The following is a 20961-nucleotide window of genomic DNA, read 5'->3' as shown; positions in this document are numbered from 1 at the left end:
AGAGAACACCACCGCAACGACCAGGAGCCTCGTCTCGTTGCACACCCCTGCTGACCTGCCATTTCACCCCACAGAGACAGGATGAAAACGGCTCACTGACGTACTGCCCCTGCTGGTCAACGCTTGCTCGGCGGCGTGTGTGGCCGCGCTGCCCGGCGGTGCTCGCGACTACATCCCCACACCCCACAAAGGCGGACGAGTCGACCAGCCGGCATCCGACTGGGACTGACCAGCCGCACCTCGCCTCACCCCCGGTCGGTCGAGAAACGACCACGATGGCGTGACGACGGACCGAACGTCTGGGCGGGGAAGCTGACGCTCGCGATGGGGAAATACATGACCGTCGACAGCAGCTTCCACGCCCAGACGTCCGTGACGAAGCGGTGCCGCCACGTCATCAGTACCTCGCGCTACTCATTGACGACGGCGGCCATGGCCAGCTGCCGGAGCTTGACGACGTGGTGGTCCCACCGGTTTCCGTCCAGTGTCTCGACGCATCGCAGAGCCTGTCCGAAGATCCACTGGGGCCAGAGAAGCTCCTTCCGAGTGACGAATACTCGGGCAACGATGCTTACCGCTGTCCATCAGTGTTCGGTGTTGTTCGGCAGCCTGACGGTAACCAAAAGCGGGTGCATACCGTGCTTCTCGTCGCTGCTGCCGTCCTCCTCCAGGCGGCTTCCCGTGGCGACCGCCCCACCCTGGCGGCCCCGCTGCGTGACCTTGTCGACGAGGTCGCCACCGGAGTCGCGCTCCTGCCCGATTGATCCGGGCGTAGAGGGCGCGGTTGTCACGGCAAGGAGGGCGGCTGGCGTGTGTCAGCTGGGATTGTCCTGCTTCCATGCCTCGATGATTTCGATCGGGACGCGTCCGCGTTCGGGCAGGTCATATCCGTTGGCGTTGGCCCAATCGCGGATGGTGCGTGTGCTGACGGACCTCCGGGCGGCTGCGGTCGGTGCGCTGCTTTCGAGAGTCGACGGGGTGAAGGCGGGACCGTGGTCGAGGAGATCTTTGGGGAACATGGGGACGCTTGTGGTCCCGCTGAGAATGCCGACGAGGAACTCGGTCAAGGAGCCGTTGTAGGTGAACCAGGGCGCGCGTAGGGCCTCGTTGACAGCGACGGTCCACTCGTTTGGGGTGTCGGCGGGCTGGGTGACCCAGAAGAGGTAGTCCCCGTTGCCGGTGACGCCCATGGCGAAAAGATTCTCGGGGGAGTGCGGCAGTTGCCAGGGATGCCGGGCAGCGTGTCGGACCTCCTCGATCTGCCCCCGCAGACGCGCTGGCATGGGGCCGGTCAGATCGGCCCATTCGCTGGGGGCATGCGGCTGGTAGAGGGTGATGAATCCGCAGAACTGGCCCGGTCCGTATGCGGTGATGAGCTCCTTGTAGTCCTGGGGCAAGCCCTTACCCAGCGTGTCTTCGACCTGAGACCAGTCCGGAGCAGGGGGAACGACAGCAGGAGGCGGGCACAGCGCGGTCAGCGCGGTGAGAGAGGTCATCGGTTTCCTCGGTGGCTAAGGGTGGCGTCGGGGGCGGGGCTCAAGATGGGCGGGGTTGTCGAAGAAGGTTCCCTCGTCGAACAGAAGGTTTCCGTTGCGGTCCTTCTTCGTGCCGAATGCCTCGACCTGGATGACCGCGGGAGGTGAATCGGGATCATCGTCTGCATACTCCAGATACACGCTGTAGTTGACGACGTCGTGGTCGTAGACAGCGTCGTACACACGCTGCTCGAACATGCTCATCTCCGGCGTGTTCGTCGGGTTCTGGGAGATCGTGAACAGGTTGTCGTCGATGTCGCCGGACCCACCGAGCTGCCGCGCCAGCATGTGCCCGCGGGCCTGTCCCTTATCCGACTGGTACCCGGGAGGGATGATCGAGTTCCGGGCATGCGTGCCCTCATCCAGCATGTTGCGTGTGATCACCGCGTGCATCTCGTAGGGACGCCCGTGCTCGTCGCGGACCCACCTGACCTGTCCTCCCCACGTGGGATCCGGCTCGCAGGCTGCCAGACCCAGAGGGTCCGACAGTACGAACGGGTTCACGACGTAGGAGTAGTGGTTGATCGACGGAGCGATACCCAGAGGATCGGGCGACAGGTACCTGCCTACCTCGGGGTCGTAGTAGCGGTTGAAGTTGTAGTGCAGACCTGTCTCGGGGTCGAAATACTGGCCCGGGTACCGCAACGGGGTGTATGCGGTGCTGTTCGCGTTCCACTGGGTGGCTCCCCAGGCGGTACTACGGGCACGCCAGGCCAGTGACCCATCGGTCGAGACCAGCTCCGTGGGACTTCCCACGAGATCGGTGACGATCGCGAAGAAACGACGGTCGAGTTTCCGCTGCGTGCCGTCGGTCTTCACCTCACGCTGGCCAAGGGGCTGAGCTCCGGCGTAGTCCCACACCAGGGTCGCGCCCTCACCCCGCTGCTCGGCCAGCTGCGCGCCATCCCAGCAGAACGTCGTAGTCTGCGTGACCTCCTCGTCATCCCGGCCAAGGCGCTGCTTGGACAGGCGGCGCCCGAGAGCGTCGTAGAGGTAGCGCCAGCGGTCCCCTTCGGGTGTCTGCACCTGGGTGAGCCGGTCTTCCGCGTCCCACTGAAAATGCCAGGTCAGCGTCGCGCCACTGAGAGTCTTCGTGCGCCGGAGGGTGAGACGGCCCTGCGCGTCATAGCTATAGCGCGTGCGTCCCGCCCGAGCCAGACGCGTACCTTCGTAGTGCCGGTCGCCGGCGGCCGCTTGACCCGGTGCCTGGTCGGAGAGAGCGGTGCGGCTCTGGTCGCCGGCCGCGTTATAGGTGTACCGCTCCGTCCAGCCGCGGGCCTGAACCTCACGCACGCGACTGGCGGCATCCAGCGCGAAGGTGCGGCGCCCCGCCAGGCTGTCCTCGACGCTCGTCGGTACGCCGTCGGCCTGGTAGGTGTAGTTTCTGTGCAACAAAGGCGACCGGTCGCTGTCCCATGCCATGTGGGTGACCCGGCCGACCGGATCCCAGTCCTGCCGCATCTCCAGGGCATCGTCGATGAATCGCGCGGTCTCACGTCCGAGTGTGTCGCGTTCGAACTGGAAGACATGGTCTCCGGCCGTGTAGGAGGCGAGGCCACCCGGCGCGTACTCCATGCGACTCTCGGCACCGGAAGGTGTACGCCGGGCCACACGGCGACCGAGGGCGTCATAGGCAAAGGACAGGGTGGCGCCGTTGACCGTCTCTGAGACGATGCGGCCCAGAGGATCTCTTTCCAGCTGAATGCGGGAGTGCGCGTTCACGATCTGTGCGACGTGGCCGCTCTCGTCGTAGTCGAAGTGCGAGGCTGAACCGTCGTCGTGCCGGATGCGAGTGACGCGGCCCAGGACGTCGCGGTCGAAGCTGAGGCTCTGGCCCGCGGCATTCGTTCGTCGGACGATACGGCCACAGGGGTCGCGCTCGTACGTCAGCGGGCGGCCGTCGAAATCCCTCTCGGCCACGAGTCGGCCCGCGGCGTCGTAGCTGTACTCCCACACCAGGCCGTCGGCGTTGGTGACCGCAGTCAGCCGCAGCTCTGTGTCGTGGGTGAAGCGGTAACTGCGGTCCTCGCCCGTCTGCGTACCGAGCAGCAGGTCGAAAGGGCCGGAGGAGTGCGTGGAGGTCCGGCCCATCCGGTCGGTGTGAGAGACCAGGTTGCCCTCGCCGTCCCACGTCCATTCCTCGCGACTGCCGTCCGGCAGTTCACGCCAGGTGAGCTTGCCCTCCACGCTCCAGCCCTGCCGGACGATCCCGCCCTCAGCGTCGACAACCTTGACGACACGTCCGAAGGCATCGCGTGTGCACGAAGCGGTCGACCCATCGGGCCGGGTGAGCTGGAGGCGCAGTCCGGCGGCGTTGGTCGTGATGTGTGTGGAGGCTCCCAGCGCATCCTGCACGAGACACAGGTGCCCGCGGGGGGTGAACGCATACTCCGTGCGCGCGCCGGCCGGGTCCACGGACACGGTGAGGTTCCCACGCTCGTCGTAGCCGTAGGAGCGGGAAATCCCGGCTCGCTCGGTGATCACCTCAGGCTGATGCAGCTTGTTGTAGGTGGCGGTGGTCCGCACGCCGTCCGGCGCGACAAGTCCGACGAGATTGCCGCGCTCATCACGCTCGAAGCGGGTGGAGCGCCCCAGCGCGTCTGTCTGGACCAGCAAGTGGTCGTGGGCGTCGAACTCGAAACGTGTGGTGTGACCGAGAGGATCGATCTCGGCTGTGATCTGGAGACGATCGTTGACGACGTACGTGGTCGTCGCGCTCTGCGAGTTGGTGTACCGCGTCACGCGGTCGCCGGTTTCCGGGTGGGCACTGTAGGCGAACGTCGACGACAGATAGCCGTCGGGGCCGACGGTACGGACCACGCGACCCTCGGCGTCGTAGACATACCGGAACGTCGCCTCGTTCCGGTCGGTCCAGGAAGTGATCCGGCCTTCCGGGCTGTAGGTAAATCGCATGGGCAGGCCGGAGGAGTTGGTGACCTCGGTGAGGTTGCCCAGGCCGTCGTATCCGTATCCCAGGACAGTGACCGGGCCTTCGGCGGTGCGCAGGGAGAGTTCGCGGATACGAGTACCTTCGGACGTGAGCTGGACGGTGTAGCCGCCGTCGTGGGTGACCACGGTGGGGGTTCCGTCCGGGCGCCGGGAAAAGGTGATCCGGTTGTGGTTTCTATCGGTCAGCCTGGTCAGCCAGTAAGCGGGAGAGGCGCGGTAGGGGCTACCAATGAAGGAGCGAGTCAACCCGGTGTGAAGGTCGGTTGCCACGTAGGTGGTCTCGTCCTCGCTCTGACCGCCATGGACCAGGGCGATCCGGGGGCCCTCCACGGGCAGGACCGGGGTGCCGTCCGGGAGAGGAAGACGGGGATAAACCAGAGTGGAACCGTCCTCGCGTGCCCAGATCGCCCCGGCACCAGGCACGTCGAGCTCGAGGCGTTCATCGAGGGTGGAGGCCCAGCTGCGGCCGAAGAAGTGGCCAAAGCGGTACTCGGACAGATGGGTGCGGCGCAGGACGAGGGGAAGGACTCCCGGAAGGGACAGATCGGTCTGGGGGAGAGTCATCTCACCCGTCGCCACGTCGACGGGGTCGTTCGCGCACTTCTTCTTGCTGAGCTCGATCCCGTGCCGGCGCGGGTTGGACTTCACCTCGCGCAGCGAGTCAGGCTTCAGACGCGCGTCCTTGTCCCTGCCACCATGATCGCCGGGATTCTTCCCTGGATTCCGGTCATCGTGGTCGCCCTTGCGCTGGCGGGCGAGGCGGTCGCGGATGGCGTCGTCGTTGTTCTTGTGGTCCTTGGATATCTGCTTGACGGCTTTGGGGAGCGTCTCGCCGATGTGGTCGCCCATGGTCTTGGCGGACTTCGCCAGGGCGCCCATGGCCTTCTCGATGACCGGGTCGAGGGCGTCGGCGATGTCGTCCCGGCCCTTGTTGCGGCGCTGGTGCCCCTTGGCCTTGGTGAGCTTCCCGGCGGTCTTGCCGTGGATGCCGACGCTCACGCCGTTCAGCTTCGTGCCGGCCTGTTCGTGCTCGTCGTGCTCGATGTGAAAGCCCTTGCCCCCAGAGCGACCGCCGCCCCCGCCTCCGGCGGAGGCGAGGTTCAGGCCCTCCTTGGCACCCTTCACCCCCTCGTCGAAGCCGTCCTTGCCGGCCTGCTTGGTCTGGTCGAGGTTGACGCCGTTCTGGACGCCCAGCGCGTCCATGCTCACCTGGACGACCAGGTCCGCCGCCATGTTCTCCAGCGCGGCCACCACCGGCTCGGTCATCACCGAGACGACGTGACCGACCGCCTCCTCCATCGCCTGCGTGATCAACTTCAGCAACTGCTTCTTCGTGAAGGCGATCGCTCCGGCGCCAAGCAGCGCGGACAGGCCACCGGTCACCGGGATCAACGCCATGGCCAGGCCGGTCTGGCCGGCCAGCACCCCCAGCTCGACGAGCGCCTTGCCCTTCATGACCTCGATCGCGCCCGCCGCCAAGTCGATTGCGTCGGCGATCGTCCGGGCGGCGGACACCATGTCCTTCAGGTGCTTGCCCTTGACCTTGGTCCAGTGCTCGTTGAGCGCGTCCATCGCCTCGCCGTGACCCGACGACAGCAGACGCTCCATGTGGTTGTTGGCGAGCTGGCCGTCGTCGGCGAGATCGTCCGCGAACTCCCGCAGCGCGTCCGCCATATCGCGGTACGCGTCCTCGTCGACGTTCGGCCAGTTCACCCCCACCAGGTCCAGCAGCGTGTCCGCCCAGTCCGGCACCGTGACAGCCATGAGCCCAACTCCCCCGTCAGATGATGCTCAGCCAGCCGAACAGTCCTACCACGGTGTCTGAACGACGGGTAATCCGCTCCAGCAACCTGTCTGGATACCTGGCGAGAAGTCATCGTTCTGATGAAAGCCGCAGTTCACGCGCCTGCGTGTTCAAGAAGACCTGAGTAGCAAGCAGTTAACGCCGTCGCGAATGCGACTAAGTTGGGGAGGCACGGGACGGGACGCTTCAAAGCCTGGACAGCTCCTGCTCGGGCTCGTCGGCAGGGTCAGCCGTCGACAGTCATGCGGTGTACGCCGAAGGGGCGGGCAAGACCACCGTCGTCCACTCTGCCTCGCCCGCAGAACCACCCCGGACCAGACAATGGAGCCGTCCGCGGCCGTGGTGACGCACAGAACGTGAAGGCCTCGGGCGATGCCGCCGAACCCAGGCAGGGCATCGACGTTGGTAAAAAGATCAAGGGTCGCAAGCGCCACGTGATCACCGACGCTCTCGGACTGGCCCTGACCGTCCTGGCCCCCGCCGCCTCCGTGGCGCGCAGTGCCGCGGTATCAGTCTCGGCCTTGCCCAGGGCGGACTCAGTCTGAGTGACGGTGGTGACGCCGCGCAGCTGATCGAGCTCGATACCGCTCAATCACCGTTTCACACGCGGGCACGGACCGTTTTCGCTGACAGGCCGACTTCGGCGGCGATCGCGGCCCAGGTCAGGCCCTGGGCTCGTAGAGCACGGATGGCGTCTGCGCCGACGCCGGGGGCCGGCCTGTTCAGTTGCCGGGCCTGGAGGTGGGTTCGCCGTTCGTCTTCGGGGATGCGGCGCAGGATCGTCCTGCAGTCCACGCCGAGCTCGCGGGCGGTGGCCGATGCGGACTGTCCGGTCCGGTAGCGGGTGAGAATTTCCTCGTCCGGGACCGGCAGCGCCATCCGGCTGCTTGCCGTCCTCGGCTTCGGGGGACCGGGTGGCGGGAGCGTGGTTTTCCTGGTCGGGCGGCCGCGCCAGTCGGCGTCGGGGATCCGTGCCCGGATGGTGTGGGGAGATACACCGAACTCACGGGCGAGCGCGTAGGAGCTCTGCCCAGCCTGGTAGCGCTGGCGGGTCTCCTCGTCCGTAAGCGTCCGCCGGCGCCGGGGCCGAGGTTGCGAGATCCGGCCGCGGGGGCGGATCAGGTCGTCGGGGATCCGGCGGCGAATCGTGGAGGGGTGAACCTGATAGAGCTGTCCGAGCTCGGCGATGGTGGCGCCCTGCACGTAGCGGGCGATGATCTCGTCCTGCGGCAGAAGCTCACCCTGCTGCTGGGCGGCAAGCCGGGCCGCTTCCCTACGGGAGCGGCGCTGGGAGGGGTCGAGTCGTGCGGTCACCGCTTGGATCGAGATGTTGAGGGTGGCCGCGACACGCTGCTGCGGCATGCCTGAACGGTAAAGGCGCACGACCTGGGCACGCAGCGCCTTCTCGTACGGTTGCTCAGCTCGGTTCTGGTGTCGCTGCCGTGCGGCGGCCGCCGCATCGCGCCGTTCCTGAGCGGGTACGTGCCGCTGGACGGTGGTCTTCGAGACCCCCAGTTCCCTGGCCACCACGGCGATACTGGCGCCTTCACGGTAGCGGCGCCGGATCAACGCTGACAGCGCCTTCGAATCCCTCATTACTTCCCTGTACCTCCCCCGGGCCAACGACAGCACCCTGCCGGGGATGCGCCGACGACCGGGAGGGATGGCACAGGATGTGCTGTGCAGCGTCGCGGTGCGCTTTTTGGTCCAGACAGACACCTCACGCTGCTGAGACCGTGTCTCACGTGGCGATCTTGGCGAGCTTCTTGTAGCAGGTCATGGCTGCAGCAAGGCCGAGGAAGTGACCGCCCTTTCGTTCATAGCGGACGGTCAGGCGGCGGTACCCGAAGAGCCACGAGATCGCTCTTTCGATCTTCCATCGGTGTCTCCCGAGACGTTCGGAGGACTCCACGCCTGGCCGGGCGATCCATGGAGTGATGTTGCGTTCGCGCAGCCACGCCAGGTTGCCGGCCGAGTGGTACGCCTTGTAGGCCCGAACCTTGTTAGGGCGTCGCCGGCGAGGGCCGCGGCGCGAGCGGACGGCCGGGATCCCGAGGACGAGCGGGCCAAGCGCTTGGACGTCGTTGACGTTCGCGGCGGACACCCCGACGACCATGGGCAGCCCCTGCGCGTCGGTCAGAACGTGCAGTTCACTGCCCGCTTTGCCTCGGTCGACCGGATTCGGCCCCGTCAGCGAACCCCCTTTTTCGCGCGCACCGAGGCCGCGTCGATGATCACAGAGCTCCAGTCGAGGCCGCTGCGGGCTCCGATCTCATCCAGAATCACGCGGTGCAGGCGACGCCATACTCCGGATGCGGTCCAGACGGAGAACCTCCGGTGAGCCGTCGCCGGCGACACTCCGAATGACGGTGGCAGATACCGCCACGCGCACCCGCTGGTCAACACGTACACGACGGCCGTGAACACGGCACGTTGGTCGACCGGCGCGGTGCCACCGCCCTGCGGGCGCGAGCGGAAGGACGGCAGCACCGGCTCGACCAATGCCCATAGATCATCCGGCACAAGCCGCTGCGACAGATCCCCACCCATGAACGATCATGATGCCGCTGCCGGCCAGCCCGGCGACGGCCGGTGGAGTTGTTGGGCTGGTTGCCCTCGCCACCTCAGAATGGGCGCATGGCTCCTCTCTCCATCGACCCGCGCTCGTTGAACGCCGACGAGCTCGCAGTGCTTGAACACATCCTGTCGGCGGAGTTCGCCGCGCGTCGCAACTGCGGAATCAGCTGGACCGCACCGAGGTGACCGCTGTCTGGGGGCCCGACTCCGTGAGCGTCGATCTGCAGGTCCGGGAGCCGTGTGAGCATGCGGCACTGCCGACCGAGCTCGTTCCCGTAGACGCGCACGTCCATGACCCGTCCGGCGCCTACGTCGGCAAGATCCTCGTATGGACGGACCGGGGAGCCACGCTCGCGGCCCTGGAGTTCGCCTGGGTCACCGACGAGATGCCCACGTCTCTCCCGACCGTCATGCACGGCCGGCTCAGCTGGCCGTCCTGACGGCTCCGCCCCCCCCTCAGCCCCTATGCCCCGCAGGGGACGAGATCGCCACGTGAGACACCGTCTAAGGACAGCGGAAGCCCGTTCCGGTCGCAGATCGGGGGGATTTTCGATCCCAGCTTGCCGCGGTCGGTCGGATTCGGTCCCGTCAGTGGCCCCCTTTTTGCCGCGCGCAGACTGACCGAGTCGATCGCACACCGCGACCAGTCCAGCTCGCCCCGCGCTCCGAGTTCGTCAAGGATCACGCGGTAGAGCCGGGCCCAGACCCGGTCCCGGCTCCACTGGGCGAAGCGCCGGTAAACCGTCTGCCAGCTCGGGCCGAACACCGGCGGCAGCTGCCGCCACGTGCAGCCCGAGGTAGCCACGAAGATGATCGCCGCCAGAGCCTCACGGTCGCCCGCCCGGCGCCGGCCACCGCCCTGCGGACGTATCACCACCGTCGGCGGCACAACCCGCCTGAACAACATCCACAACTCGTCCGGCACCAACCGCTCAATGAGATCCGCCATGCACGGCTCAACGAACGATCACACCATAAGAAACGACGTCTAACTTCGGCTGCTGCGCCTGCCGCCGACATCAGTGCAGCCATGAACGTACTGGTTCGGCGCCACCCCGAACTCGACCACGGGTTGGAACTGGACCTGAGCCACACCGACCTGCGGAAGTGGAAGCCCGCGAATCCTGACCAAGGGCGGGCCATCCACCTACGGGGAGCGGATCTCACGGGTTCGGACCTGAGCAATATCGAGCTCAGCGATGTAGATCTCGCTGAAGCCAAGGGCTTGCCGGATAACAACATGTGGGCGAGCAACGTGCCGACCTGCTGTGTCAAGGCCCGGAACCTACAAGTTGTTTTTTTGCGAGTCCCAAGAGCTGTCCCGTAAGTGGTTCTGTGGTCGGTGGGCCTCAGAGGAAGGCCAGCGGGACGTCCTTCTCGATGCAGAGCCGCAGGATGCCCGCCAGCCGGCGGGCATCCTCGATGTGCTGCTGGAGGAGCTGATCACCGCTCTCCCGTGCCCACTGGTCGGTGATCGCCTCCAGCCGGACCAGGACCGACGCGCACTCGGTAGGTGAGAGGTCCTCACCGCCGGCATCCGGATGATCGAGGAGTGGCTCCAGAGCGGTGGACACCTCGCTCCACGGGCGCTCGCCGCCGAAGCCCCACATCTCGGAGAGGGCGAACCCCTCGGCCTCGGCCAGACGCCGCCGGAACACGGCAAAGCCGCTGTAGGACCAGGCGACATCCGGACTGTTGTTGTCTCCGTCGCCCGGGAAAAGAACCAGCCCCATGTGTCCTCCCCGCTTGCCGAATACACAGGATCGAGGACATGGGGCAGCCTCGGCAACTGAGATGATCTTGTTGTGTCTTGTGTGATCACGGCGTCGGAACCGTCCTGGATAGCCCCGTTCACCGGGCTCAGCCCGCGCACCTTCGGGAAGCTGGTGACGGTGCTGCGTCGCGCAAGTGCGGACACAGCCCGCAAGGGCCGGCCGTGGAGCCTTCCACGGGAAGACCGGACCTTGCTGGTCACCGCGTACTGGCGCACGAACCTCACCATGCGCCAGCTCGCCCCGCTGTTCGGTGTGTCGAAGTCGGCGGCGGACCGTATCATCGACCACCTTGGACCGATGCTCGCGCTCCAGCCCCGCAAGCGGTTCTCCAAGGACACCGTGCTCATCGTGGACGGAACTCTGGTTCCCACCCGGGACCACGCCGTGGCCGAACGCTCGAAGAACTACCGGTACTCCACCAACCACCAGGTCGTCATCGACGCCGGCACCCGCCTGATCGTCGTGGTCGGCCGGCCGCTCACCGGGAACCGCAACGACTGCAAGGCGTGGGAGGAATCCGGCGCCAAGGCCGCCGTGCGTTCGGCAGCTTCCTGCGTCAGGACCTCGACGCGGTGACGGCTGGTCTGACCCTGCCCTACAGCTCAGGCGTCGTCGAAGGCCACGTGTGCCGCGTGAAACTGCTGAAGAGAAGCATGTACGGACGCGCAACATTCGCCCTGCTGCGGGCACGTGTTCTCGCGAGACCGTGAGCCCGGGCCCAGGCTCAGGCCGGGCCTGCCGCCCTGCCTGACCTGCGGATCGGCGGCCCAAGAACCTTGTCGACTTCCGTGGCCGCGACGTCGAGAAGCTCCTCACCGAACAGGCAGAGAGACCCCTCCCAAGGGTGGCCAAAACTGCCGAAGCGGAAGTCCTCCGCAAGGAAAATGAAGTAGTCCCCGTCGGGATACGGGCTCAGCGGCCAGGCCGGTTGCCCAGGACCGCCGACCTCCTGCGGTGCGAAGCAGTACGACGTGTGCTGCCAGTCGAGGGCGAACAGAGTGCCCGACGGGCCAACGCAGGAAGACAGCCCCTGCTCGACGACCGCGACCAGGCGGTCCAGGCGCTCGTCACCCGGATCATCGTCAAGTGCAGCAAGGCTCCAGGTCACCGACGCGACGGGCTCCTCGATGGCCGGCCACTTGATCGGATTCGTACTCGGACGGAAGCTGAAATCCTCGTAGAAACGGTCCCATACACGCCGGTACTCGGCCTCTGGCAGCACGACTACGGGATTTTCGATCATGCCGCGATCCTACCGATCCGCCTGGTGGCCGCAGAAAGATCGTTCACGGAAGTGCGGACAGAACCATTTTCAACGAGCCCCATCACACACGGGTCCCCGAGCGGTGCCTGCGCCAGCGCGACGCCGGAAGGGTCGGGGGCGGCGTGGGTGCGTCACTCGCGGCAGCCCTGTGCCGGCGAGGGTTCCGGCGGCCACCGTGCCGATCCGGACGAGGTCTGACGCAACCTGGCGGGAGCCACCGGGGCGCCTGCGGGCCTTCACAAGCGCAGCTGGCAGGGACGATCACGGCGCGCTGATCATCTGGTCGCCGAGCGTGGACTATGTTGGACACGAGTGATGCAAGAGGGAGGTCGCCGGGTGTCATCGAGCCAGCAGGCGCGCGCGCAGGCGGCCGCAATCACACCGGGTGGAGCTTCGCCGGGGCAGGAGAAGACTCCCTCCGACCGGTTGCTCGCGCTCTTCGACGGGCACCGGCTCTCCCCCGGCCAGCGGCGGATCGCCCAGTATCTGGTGGATCACCTCACCGAGGCCGCTTTCCTCTCGATCACGGAGCTCGCCGAGCGGGTCGGGGTCAGCCAGCCCTCGGTGACCCGCTTCGCGGTGTCCCTCGGGTTCACCGGGTATCCCGCCCTGCGCGAGGCGCTTCAGCCGATCGCCCTGAGCGCGGTGGCGGGCGTTCCGGGCAGCCGCGAGCAGTTGCGGCACAACGAACTCCAGGCCGCTGTCGACGCCGAGATCCAGAACCTGGAGAACGTCCGGCGGCTCCTCGCCGACACCGACCACGTCCTGGAGATCGGCCGCGAACTGGCCGACTCGGTGCCCCTGGCCATCCTCGGCCTGCGCATCTCGGTGTCTCTCGCGGAGTACTTCGCCTACGCCGCCCGCCGCATCCATCCCGATGTCCGCGTGGTGACCCGCGGCGGCAGCGTCGCCTACGACGCCTTGCTGCAGGCCCGGGCGGCCGGCGGCGGCTGGGTGCTGGCCTTCGCGATGCCTCGGCACGCCAAGGAGACGCTGGCCGCACTACGGGCTGCCCGGAGCACCGGCCTGCGCGTCGTGCTGATCACGGACCCCATCGTCGGTCCGCTCGTCGAGGAGGCGGACGTGGTGCTGACCGCCGAGACCGGTTCGCGGCTCGTCTTCGACTCGTACGCCGCCCCCGGCATGATCTCCGCCGCCTTGCTCCAGGCCATGGCGGACGCCCGTCCGGAGCGGACCCAGGCTCGACTCGAACAATACGAACAGGCCGCTGACCAGCACGGATTCTTCCTCTAAGGGGCACAGGCCCGGGCTCCGTCCGCGCCGCCGGCACGGGGGTATGCAGCCTTCATCACGCATGAAATTTTTCATACCCTTGCATACTCGGCGGTATATATATTTACTGACTCCGGTGTTCCGCATCCCCGAGGCCGGGAAGGACGACTCCACGTCCTCTTCGAACAGCCACCCGATGGGCCGCCCCCTCCTCCTTGGCCCCACCGGGTGATGGGCAGGGCTCTCGGATCCTGTGGAACGCACGGCGGCCTCGGTCAACCCTTGGACCGAGGCCGCCCCACCATTGTCTCGATCAGAGCTTCGACACCCCTCGGAAGTGACGAGAATGTCCCAGACGGCCACCCTCACGCGCAGCCCGGACTGGCCACTCCAGGTCAAGGCCCCCGGCATGCCCGACTGGGAACGCACCGCCACCCAGTGGCTGCGCAATCTCCTCCCGGCCCGCTATGGCGGCTACCTGCCGCTCACCCGTCACCCCGTCCTCCTCACCCGGCACGTCCAGCTGCAGCTCGAACACGAGACGCGCGCGGTGCGCGCGGCCCTGCGCACCAGCAGGGCCGAGCTGCCGGCGATGGGCGTGGCCGAGTCGGTCATCGAGAAGACGATCAGGATGTACGCCGTCGAGCTCGAACAGCTCGCCCGTCTCTCCCGCGGCGTCCGCCTGGTCTCCGAGGCCCTGGTCATGGACTCCCCGGCCCCACGCAGGCGCTGACCCAGCCGGAACGTCGCAGGGATGTCCAGTGGGACGCAAGTCTCCGTATCCGGAAGAGTTCAGGAAGGACGCTGTCGCCCTCTACCGAGCCGCAGCCGGGAAGTGGACCTACCCGGCCGTGGCCGCGGATCTTGGCATCACTGCGGAATCGCTGCGGACGTGGGTGCGCAAGGACGAGGCCGAGGCCGTACCCGGATGCCGTGACACGGGCGGCGAGGGGTATAAGCCGGCCCGGCTGAGGGCGGAAAACGCCCGGCTGCGGAAGGCCGAGAAAGAGTGGCACCTCGAGCGCGAGATCCTGCGCCGGGCAGCCCCGTATTTCGCTGGTGTCGGCGTACTCGTTGAAGTGCTCAGCCAGGTACGGGTGAACGGACTCTGTCGCTGATCTTGTGATGCTGTGCGGCTGAGCTGGGCAGCCTTTGGGTGTGCGGTTCTGGGGGTTTGGTGCGATTGTTTCCGCATCTGTCGGGTGTGGTGGTGGAGTCGATCTCGCGGAAGGCGTGTGTGGTCACGTTTCGTACGCGGGCCCGGGCCGACGCGGCGAGATGCCCGCAGTGCATGTCGCTGTCGTGGCGGGTGCACGGTCGGTACGAACGGCGCCTGGCGGACGCCGCCGTGGGTACGACTCCGACGGTTGTCCGGCTGACGGTCCGTAGGTTCAAGTGCCTCAGTCCTGACTGCCCGGCGGTGACTCTCGCCGAACAGATACCGGGCCTGACCAGCCCCCATGCCCGACACACCCCGGTCCTGCGCAAGCTGCTGGCGTGGGTCGCCGAGGCCCTGGCCGGCCGGGCCGGCGCCCGGCTCGCCCGGCGGATGGGAATGCCGGTGGCCAAGGACACCCCGCTTCGGCTTCTGCGTGCGTCCGATCTGGAGGATCCCGGTGCTGTGCGGGTCCTGGGGTGGACGAGTTCGCCCTGCTCAAGGGGCACAACTACGCGACGCTGCTGGTCGACCTCGAAGCCCGCCGCCCCGTCGATGTCCTGCCCGGTCGCGAGGCAGAGACGGTCGCCCGCTGGCTAGAGGACCATCCGGAGGTGGAGATCGTCTGCCGCGACCGGGCATCCGCCTATGCCGAGGCAGCCCGGGCGGCCGCACCTCAAGCGGTCCAGATCGCAGACGTCTGGCACCTGTGGAACAACCTCGCCAAAGCCGTCGAACGAACTCTCACCAGCCACTACGCCTGCATCCGTGCCGGCCACGAAGCCGCCAGGCAACCCGACGAGGAGACCATGGCGCCACCGCCGGACGGCACATTCGACGTCAACGGACGCCCGCGCCGGATCGTCGGCCGGATCCGCGAACGACACCGCCGGGTCCACGAACTGCTGGCCCAGGGCCGTTCCCTTCGGGGGATCAGCCGGGACCTCGACCTGGACTACTACGCCGTCCGTCGATACGCACGCACCGCCAACGTCGACGAGCTGCTGGTCAAGGTCACCCAGCGACGGACCCTGCTCGACGACTACAAGCCCTACCTCTACGAACGCTTCGCCCAGGGCTGCCGCAACGCCAGCCAACTCTTCCGGGAGGTCCGTGACCAGGGCTTTCGCGGAGACAGAACGGTTGTCAACCGCTACGTCCGCCAGCTCAAGCAGGGTGTCGAGACGGTCCCTCCGGCACCGGCCCTGCCCAAACCGCGGCGGGCACTTCGCTGGGTCATGACGCATCCCGACCGGTTGCGGCCGCATGAAGTACTCGGTCTCAAGGCCGTCCGGGCCTCTTGTCCCGAGCTCGACACGGCCGTCGAGCACGTCCGCAACTTCGCCATCCTCATGCACGAGCGACGCGGCCAGGACATCTTCGACTGGATCGAACAGGTCCACGACGGCGACCTGCCGTCACTGCAACAGTTCGCCCGTGGACTCCTCCACGATCAGGACGCCGTCGTCGCCGGCCTCTCATCAACCTGGAGCTCAGGGCAAGTTGAAGGCCAAGTCACCCGGGTCAAGCTGATCAAGCGGGCGGGATACGGCCGAGCCAAACTCGACCTCCTGCGAACCCGAATCCTGCTCAGAACCTGACCACAACCCCATCACAAGATCAGCGACAGAGTCCGTTCATCCGTACGTGCCTGGGCACGTTCACGTGTACGCCGACACGGGGGCGCCGGCCGCGGTCGGCTCTGTTCACGTCGCAAGGTTCTGGCACAACTTCCGTGAAGTCGAACCGCCCCTCAGTGCCCGAGGTCGGCGACCCTGATGAACCGGCAGGTCCGCGGCTCGTCCGGAGGCGGGCACGAGCCCGGTCGGCGTGGTTTCACGGAAGTTGTGCCAGAACCCGGGAAGGGGAGTCGTTTGGCGACGACTCCGGGAGTCGCCTCCCGTGTAGTCGGCATGATCGATGTCGATGAGTGGGGGCGTCATCTGGGGCCCTGCCGTTGTCCGTGGCAGGCACGGCTGTCGCGCACGGAGCTCGCTGTCCGGTGTTGGTCTGAACCGGTATGGGCGGGTCAGCGGGCGAGGGAGACGGCGAAGGGCTCAAAGCCGTGTCGGCGCAGGACGTGGGGCACGACCAGGATCATGGACTCGGTGGCGCGGGCTGTGGTGATGTCGCCGAGGTTCTCGATCCATGCGGGCTGCCAGCCCAGGTCGCCGAGCAGGCCGGTGACGGTCGTCTTCGCGTTCTCGTCGTTGCCCGAGACATAGACGGTCGGTGGGGTGGCCAGGGTTTCGGGAGCGGTCATGACCGTGAACAGCATGGTGTTGAGGGTCTTGACCACATGGGTGTCGGGGAGGGCGGCTTGGAGCTGCTCGGCGAGGCTGCTGCCGGGATAGCACAGGTCGCCGGGCAGACCGTCACCGGCGTCGCGGGTGGCGTTGGAGACGTCGATGAGGATCTTTCCGGCGAGCTCGGCGCGCAGGCCGGCGAGGCGCTCGAGGGCGCTGTCGCCGGGCGTCGCGTTGATCACGATGCCGGCGGTGCGGGCGGTGGTGCGCTGGTCGGCGAAGGAGACACGGGGCTCTGTGCCTTCGGGGGCCGCTGTGGTCTCTTGCGTCGGGCTCCGGCGGCCGAGGATGACGTGGTGTCCGGCCTCGGAGAGCTTGTTGGCCAGGTTGGTGCCGACGCGGCCGGTGCCCAGGATGCCGATGCTGGTCATGCGGTGATGCTCCTTGCGGTATCGGGTGGGGAAGAGCGGGGACGTGCGGTCAGGCGATCGGTGAGAGGACCTTGAGGGCGGCGGTGTGGATGCCGGGGGCGGCGGCCAGGAAGTCGCGACTGCCGATGGCCCAGGGCTCGCCCGCCAGGTCGGTGACGGTGCCTCCGGCCTCGGAGACCAGCAGGGCGCCGGCGACCAGGCCGGAGCGGACGTCGGAGAACTGCCAGAAACCGTCCAGGCGTCCGGCGGCGACGTGGATGAGTTGCATCGTGGCGGGAACGGACACGCGCACGACCAGGCCGTTGACGAGCATGGCGGTGACGGAGTCGCCGATCCGCCGGAAGGTGCGCTCGTCCTCGCCGGGCCTGGCCTGGCCGGTGCCGGTGAGCGCGGCGCCCAGGTCGGTCTTGGCGGACGCCTTCAGGAGGTGGTCGTTGAGGCGGGCACCGCCGCCGGCGACGGCGGTGTAGGTGTCGCCGGTCAGCGGCAGGTGCACGACGGTGAGAACCGGATGGTTGTCGCGCACCAAGGTGGCGGTCACGGCCCAGTCCTCCATGCCGTGGACGTGGTTGATGTTGCCCTCCGCGGGGTCGACGACCCACCACTCCCCGGGCGGGAGCGCGCCGCCGGCCAGCTCGTCCTCGGCCCACCGCGACCCCGGTCGGGACCGCAGCAGCGGCTCCCTCAGCACGTCCAGCACCGCGTCGTCGTTGGCGTGGATCTCCTCGACGACCTCGTCCAGGCTCACTCCTCGGGCGTGCGAGGTGTGGCGGTCCCGGAGGGTCACACCGGCGGTCTTCACCGCTGCGGTCACCTCGGGCAGGAGCGTCGTGTCGGCGTGGAAAGGCATGGCTGTGCTCATGGTCGGCTTCCCTGGGTTCGGTCGATGCGGGGCGGCTCGTCCCGCACCCACACTTCGAACGTAGGGCCCGTGACGGTTAACGACAAGTGCATGCTTTTCACTCGTAGAGTTACTCTCATGCAACTGGACTTGAACCTGCTGACCGCACTGGACGCCCTGCTGGAAGAGGGCAGTGTCACCGGCGCCGCAGACCGCCTCCACGTCACCGCCCCGGCGATGAGCCGCTCCCTGGGCCGCATCCGCAAGGCCACCGGCGACCAGATCCTGGTCCGCACCGGCCGCACCATGGTCCCCACCACCCGCGCATCGGCCATGCGCGCCCAGGTCCACGCCCTCGTGCAGCAGGCCCACCAGCTGCTCTCCGCACAGCAGGAACTCGACCTGGCGGCGCTGGAACGGGTCTTCACCGTGCGCTGGCACGACGCCCTGACCACCGCCTGCGGCACCGCCCTGATCACCGCCGTCCACCGGCAAGCCCCCCGCATCCAGCTGCGCCTGCCCGCCGAACCCGGCACGGACACCCCCGAGCTACGCCGAGGCGAGGTCGACCTCGCGTCGAGCTCCAGCCCTCCGACGCTCCCCGACATCCGCCACCGCCTCGTCGGCAGGGACCGGCTGGTCGTCGCCGTCCGACCAGGCAACCCGCTCACCGAAGGCCCCATGAGCCTCGAGCACTACGCTGCCGCCGAACACCTCACCGTCTCGCGGCGCGGAAACCTGCGCGACCCGATCGACGACGCCCTGACCACACGTGGCCTCGAGCGTCGCGTCGTGGCCGCCGGCCCCACCACCGCCTTCGCCCTGCAACTCGCCCTCGGCACCGACCTGGTCGTCACCCTCCCGGACGCCGTCACCCGCACGGCCCGGGAACAACTCGGCCTGGTCACACTGCCGCTTCCGCTTCAGTTGCCCGACGTCCCCCTGTACCTGCTCTGGCACCAGCGCTACGACGACGATCGCGCCCACACCTGGCTGCGCGAAACGGCCGCCGAAACCGTCCAGGCACTTTTCGTACCGCCGACCGCCTCTCCCCACCCCCTCACCGACTGGACCGGGCAGTGACGGATACGCCCGAGGAGAGGCCCGCCGGCAGCTGACTCCCGTACTCGCGAACACCGTCTGTTCGTCCGAGCGTGCGACGCCCGAAGCCATGTCAAAACGGCGTCGCTACTCGCGTACGAAGCCACGAGTGTGATCGCGCCGCTGCTCGGCTTCCGCCTCTGCTCCTGCTCGGCAACGGGAGGGTGCGGGTTGTGCGTCAGTGCGCAACGGCCCGGACGACGGGGCCTGCACGCGGTCAGCCTGTGGGGATGGACAAGTTGATCGAGTTGGCCAGCACGCTCGTCTCGGGGGGATGATCGCCGTCCTCGCGCCATGGCTGACCAACCGCTCCCGCAACCGCCAGGAGCAGCAGGCCGAGATCGGCGCCCTGCGGGTGCAGGCGGATGCGATGACGGTGGCAGTGGCAGTGGCGGTGGCGGTGGCGGTGGCGGTGGCGGTGGCGGTGGCGGTGGCGGTGATGGAACTGCAGGGCGCGGCCGCCGCCAACCGGCTGCTGCGGGAGGGGTCGGCCGAGCGCGGCCGGACCTCCTGCTGGCCGTCCTCGCCTTCGCCGGCGGTGCCGCCCGCGCCCGGATCGCCGGCGGCACCGACGCGCAGAGCGGGCTCATGGGCTTCGGGCGCGCGGCCGAGCTGCTGGGCCGGGAGCGGGAGGCGAGCAAGCAGACCGTGGCCGCCGTGCGCGAGCCGCTCACCCGGCTCGCCACCGCCGCCGCCCCGCTCATGCGCTCCTCCGACCCTGCGGTCGTCACCGCCATCGAGCAGCTGCTGAACGCCCTGCCGGACGTGGAGAACACCGCGCGCCTGGAGGCTGCGCTGGAGGCGTTCTGCCGGGCCGTCAACGCCCCCACCGCGCCGCAGCTGTCCTGGTGGGCACGGCGCCGTGCCGCGCGTACGACCTGTCCGTGTCGGTGCACTCCACGTCCAGGCCGTGCGCGCGGGTGCTGTCGGCGCGGAAGTACATCCGGGCCAGGCCCTCGGCGGCGATCTGCCGGAGCTGGTCCTCGCCGGCGCCCTGCTCCCGTGCGCTGAACAGCTGGTCGGCGTACTCGGGCGGCAGGGCCTGGGTGATGCCCCGGATCCGGGCATCGTCGGTCGTGCCTGCGGCGGCTTCGAAGCCGAAGCGGGCGCGGGTGGAGACGACCAGCCCGCTCGTGGTCGCCGCCTTCTGCCTCGCCCTCGCGCAGACCTGCGGCTGCCAACTCTTCTTCACCTCGCCCTCCAGGCGGGCGCGCGGCTCCTGGCGGGGCCGCTTGAACTTGCCCGTCACGTACCGCTCCACGGTGCGCTGGGAGATACGGCAGCGCGGACCTCTCCCTCGCGGCTCTCGTGGACGACGTGTTCAGGTTCGTCCAGTTCCCCCACGCCTGAGCGAGCCCTCCGCCGGGGCACTATCACTCGGATTTCCCGCGATCCCGATCAGCAGGATCGCCAGGCCGACGCCCATGATGCCGGAGAGTTCCTGGAGGGCGAGCGTGGTGGCGCCGACCGCGAAGATGATCAGCGCGCCAAGCCCCAAAGCGCCCGCACCTGTCTGGCCCAGGATCGGCCCGGCGATGAGCGCGCCGTCGCTGTCCCCGTTCATGATCTACGCCCGCGCCGTCGCCTCATCGGGCAGCGCTCGGGGTCCAGAGGCGAGCCGGGCAGCTCGTCCAGGCGGTTCACCGCCCGCTCGGCCAAGGCCCGCGGCGCCGCGACACCGAAGGTCGCGTCCTTGAGGCGGGGTTCGTGCCACGCGCCCACGCGCCCACGAAAGAAGCGATGGAACAGCAGCTGCAGGGTCCTCACGCCGATGACCAGGATCGTGACCCGTCGGGTGACCGCGCCCCTCACCTCGGACAAGGTGCTCCGTTTCATGACCTCAACAGTCTGGGGAGGGGAGTGCTCACGCGGGCTGGAGACACCCGAATGGATACCGGCACAGACGTTCTGACGTCAGGCCTCCTGGCAGGCAAGGGGCGGCCGAACAGCACCACGAGAGGTTTTGACACCCGGGGGCATGCGGCCGGGTTGCGGAGGGGGAATGCGGCGCGAACGATGGGACCCGGGCATGGACGCCTGAGGCGGGGG

At 68.0% G+C, this 20961-nt stretch carries 17 protein-coding genes and 5 pseudogenes; 10 read left to right on the top strand and 12 right to left on the bottom strand.

Annotated elements, in window-relative coordinates; translation table 11 throughout:
- The first annotated feature begins 629 nt into the window (after nt 1-629).
- Complete coding sequence (locus ACFYUZ_RS35740) at nt 630-764, top strand: hypothetical protein (protein WP_389316356.1); 135 nt, start codon at nt 630-632, stop codon at nt 762-764.
- Nucleotides 765-815: 51 nt separating this feature from the next.
- Here ACFYUZ_RS35740 and ACFYUZ_RS35735 read toward each other — a convergent pair whose 3' ends face one another.
- The 4 genes from ACFYUZ_RS35735 to ACFYUZ_RS35720 form a co-directional block, all read right to left on the bottom strand.
- A complete protein-coding gene (locus ACFYUZ_RS35735) occupies nt 816-1496 on the bottom strand; it encodes a histone-like nucleoid-structuring protein Lsr2 (RefSeq protein ID WP_389316354.1) in 681 nt (226 codons plus the stop codon).
- A gap of 15 nt (nt 1497-1511) precedes the next feature.
- The gene (locus ACFYUZ_RS35730; protein ID WP_389316352.1) at nt 1512-6248 is read right to left on the bottom strand and encodes an RHS repeat-associated core domain-containing protein; all 4737 of its coding nucleotides are present in this window, start codon (nt 6246-6248) and stop codon (nt 1512-1514) included.
- 640 nt (nt 6249-6888) lie between these two features.
- Entirely contained in the window at nt 6889-7884 is a 996-nt protein-coding gene (locus ACFYUZ_RS35725) for a hypothetical protein (RefSeq protein ID WP_389316350.1), read from the bottom strand.
- Between the two features lie 145 nt (nt 7885-8029).
- Nucleotides 8030-8838, bottom strand: a protein-coding gene (locus ACFYUZ_RS35720; RefSeq protein WP_389316348.1) for an IS5 family transposase whose coding sequence is annotated in 2 segments (ribosomal slippage) — nt 8030-8496 and nt 8496-8838 — 810 coding nt in all. Because the reading frame shifts where the segments join, the coding sequence is not laid out codon by codon here.
- Nucleotides 8839-9074: 236 nt separating this feature from the next.
- On the opposite strand from ACFYUZ_RS35720, the gene ACFYUZ_RS35715 reads away from it, so the two are divergent.
- On the top strand, nt 9075-9305 hold the full coding sequence (locus tag ACFYUZ_RS35715) for a hypothetical protein (protein ID WP_389316346.1): 231 nt from the start codon (nt 9075-9077) through the stop codon (nt 9303-9305).
- 41 nt (nt 9306-9346) lie between these two features.
- Here ACFYUZ_RS35715 and ACFYUZ_RS35710 read toward each other — a convergent pair.
- Nucleotides 9347-9814 (bottom strand): annotated as a pseudogene (locus ACFYUZ_RS35710) (IS5 family transposase); the annotation flags it as partial.
- A gap of 81 nt (nt 9815-9895) precedes the next feature.
- Here ACFYUZ_RS35710 and ACFYUZ_RS35705 point away from each other — a divergent pair.
- The gene (locus ACFYUZ_RS35705; protein WP_389316344.1) at nt 9896-10192 is read left to right on the top strand and encodes a pentapeptide repeat-containing protein; all 297 of its coding nucleotides are present in this window, start codon (nt 9896-9898) and stop codon (nt 10190-10192) included.
- 22 nt (nt 10193-10214) lie between these two features.
- Here the strand turns inward: ACFYUZ_RS35705 and ACFYUZ_RS35700 are convergent, their stop codons facing one another.
- Nucleotides 10215-10598, bottom strand: a complete 384-nt coding sequence (locus ACFYUZ_RS35700; RefSeq protein WP_389316342.1) for a hypothetical protein — start codon at nt 10596-10598, stop codon at nt 10215-10217.
- 72 nt (nt 10599-10670) lie between these two features.
- Here ACFYUZ_RS35700 and ACFYUZ_RS35695 point away from each other — a divergent pair.
- Nucleotides 10671-11177 (top strand): annotated as a pseudogene (locus ACFYUZ_RS35695) (transposase family protein); the annotation flags it as partial.
- 187 nt (nt 11178-11364) lie between these two features.
- On the opposite strand, the gene ACFYUZ_RS35690 reads toward ACFYUZ_RS35695, so the two are convergent.
- Nucleotides 11365-11883 carry a DUF2716 domain-containing protein gene (locus ACFYUZ_RS35690; protein ID WP_389316340.1) on the bottom strand — a complete coding sequence of 173 codons (519 nt, stop codon included), beginning with the start codon at nt 11881-11883 and terminating at the stop codon, nt 11365-11367.
- A 357-nt stretch (nt 11884-12240) separates the two neighbouring features.
- On the opposite strand from ACFYUZ_RS35690, the gene ACFYUZ_RS35685 reads away from it, so the two are divergent.
- The 5 genes and pseudogenes from ACFYUZ_RS35685 to ACFYUZ_RS35665 all read left to right on the top strand — a co-directional run bounded on the left by ACFYUZ_RS35685 (nt 12241) and on the right by ACFYUZ_RS35665 (nt 15894).
- A complete protein-coding gene (locus ACFYUZ_RS35685; protein WP_389316339.1) occupies nt 12241-13158 on the top strand; it encodes a MurR/RpiR family transcriptional regulator in 918 nt (305 codons plus the stop codon).
- A 325-nt stretch (nt 13159-13483) separates the two neighbouring features.
- Entirely contained in the window at nt 13484-13870 is a 387-nt protein-coding gene (locus tag ACFYUZ_RS35680; protein WP_225804910.1) for a hypothetical protein, read from the top strand.
- Between the two features lie 28 nt (nt 13871-13898).
- Nucleotides 13899-14194, top strand: a pseudogene (locus tag ACFYUZ_RS35675) (transposase); the annotation flags it as partial.
- A 99-nt stretch (nt 14195-14293) separates the two neighbouring features.
- A pseudogene (locus ACFYUZ_RS35670) lies at nt 14294-14524 on the top strand (transposase family protein); the annotation flags it as partial.
- A gap of 248 nt (nt 14525-14772) precedes the next feature.
- Nucleotides 14773-15894 (top strand): ISL3 family transposase, encoded by a 1122-nt coding sequence (locus ACFYUZ_RS35665; protein ID WP_389316337.1) that lies wholly within the window; start codon nt 14773-14775, stop codon nt 15892-15894.
- A 428-nt stretch (nt 15895-16322) separates the two neighbouring features.
- On the opposite strand, the pseudogene ACFYUZ_RS35660 reads toward ACFYUZ_RS35665, so the two are convergent.
- Together ACFYUZ_RS35660 and ACFYUZ_RS35655 are read right to left on the bottom strand one after the other, a co-directional pair.
- Nucleotides 16323-16976: pseudogene (locus ACFYUZ_RS35660) on the bottom strand (NADPH-dependent F420 reductase); the annotation flags it as partial.
- Nucleotides 16977-17019: 43 nt separating this feature from the next.
- Nucleotides 17020-17832 (bottom strand): inositol monophosphatase family protein, encoded by an 813-nt coding sequence (locus ACFYUZ_RS35655; protein ID WP_389316335.1) that lies wholly within the window; start codon nt 17830-17832, stop codon nt 17020-17022.
- A 117-nt stretch (nt 17833-17949) separates the two neighbouring features.
- Here ACFYUZ_RS35655 and ACFYUZ_RS35650 point away from each other — a divergent pair, with 117 nt between their 5' ends.
- Entirely contained in the window at nt 17950-18894 is a 945-nt protein-coding gene (locus tag ACFYUZ_RS35650) for a LysR family transcriptional regulator (RefSeq protein ID WP_389316333.1), read from the top strand.
- Nucleotides 18895-19729: 835 nt separating this feature from the next.
- Here ACFYUZ_RS35650 and tpg read toward each other — a convergent pair.
- The 3 genes from tpg to ACFYUZ_RS35635 are packed head-to-tail and all read right to left on the bottom strand — an operon-like array spanning nt 19730 to nt 20748.
- Nucleotides 19730-20188, bottom strand: coding sequence for a telomere-protecting terminal protein Tpg (gene tpg, locus ACFYUZ_RS35645; RefSeq protein WP_389316363.1), 459 nt, complete (start codon nt 20186-20188; stop codon nt 19730-19732).
- Between the two features lie 45 nt (nt 20189-20233).
- Nucleotides 20234-20476 carry a hypothetical protein gene (locus ACFYUZ_RS35640; protein ID WP_389316331.1) on the bottom strand — a complete coding sequence of 81 codons (243 nt, stop codon included), beginning with the start codon at nt 20474-20476 and terminating at the stop codon, nt 20234-20236.
- A complete protein-coding gene (locus tag ACFYUZ_RS35635; protein WP_389316329.1) occupies nt 20473-20748 on the bottom strand; it encodes a hypothetical protein in 276 nt (91 codons plus the stop codon). The genes ACFYUZ_RS35640 and ACFYUZ_RS35635 overlap by 4 nt, the downstream gene beginning before the upstream one ends.
- Nucleotides 20749-20961: the final 213 nt, after the last annotated feature.

The sequence above is a fragment of the Streptomyces sp. NPDC004266 genome (genome assembly GCF_042874095.1).
Lineage (GTDB): Bacteria > Actinomycetota > Actinomycetes > Streptomycetales > Streptomycetaceae > Streptomyces.
Note: the sequence above shows the minus strand (reverse complement) of the source record. Positions and strands in the feature narration are given on the sequence as shown.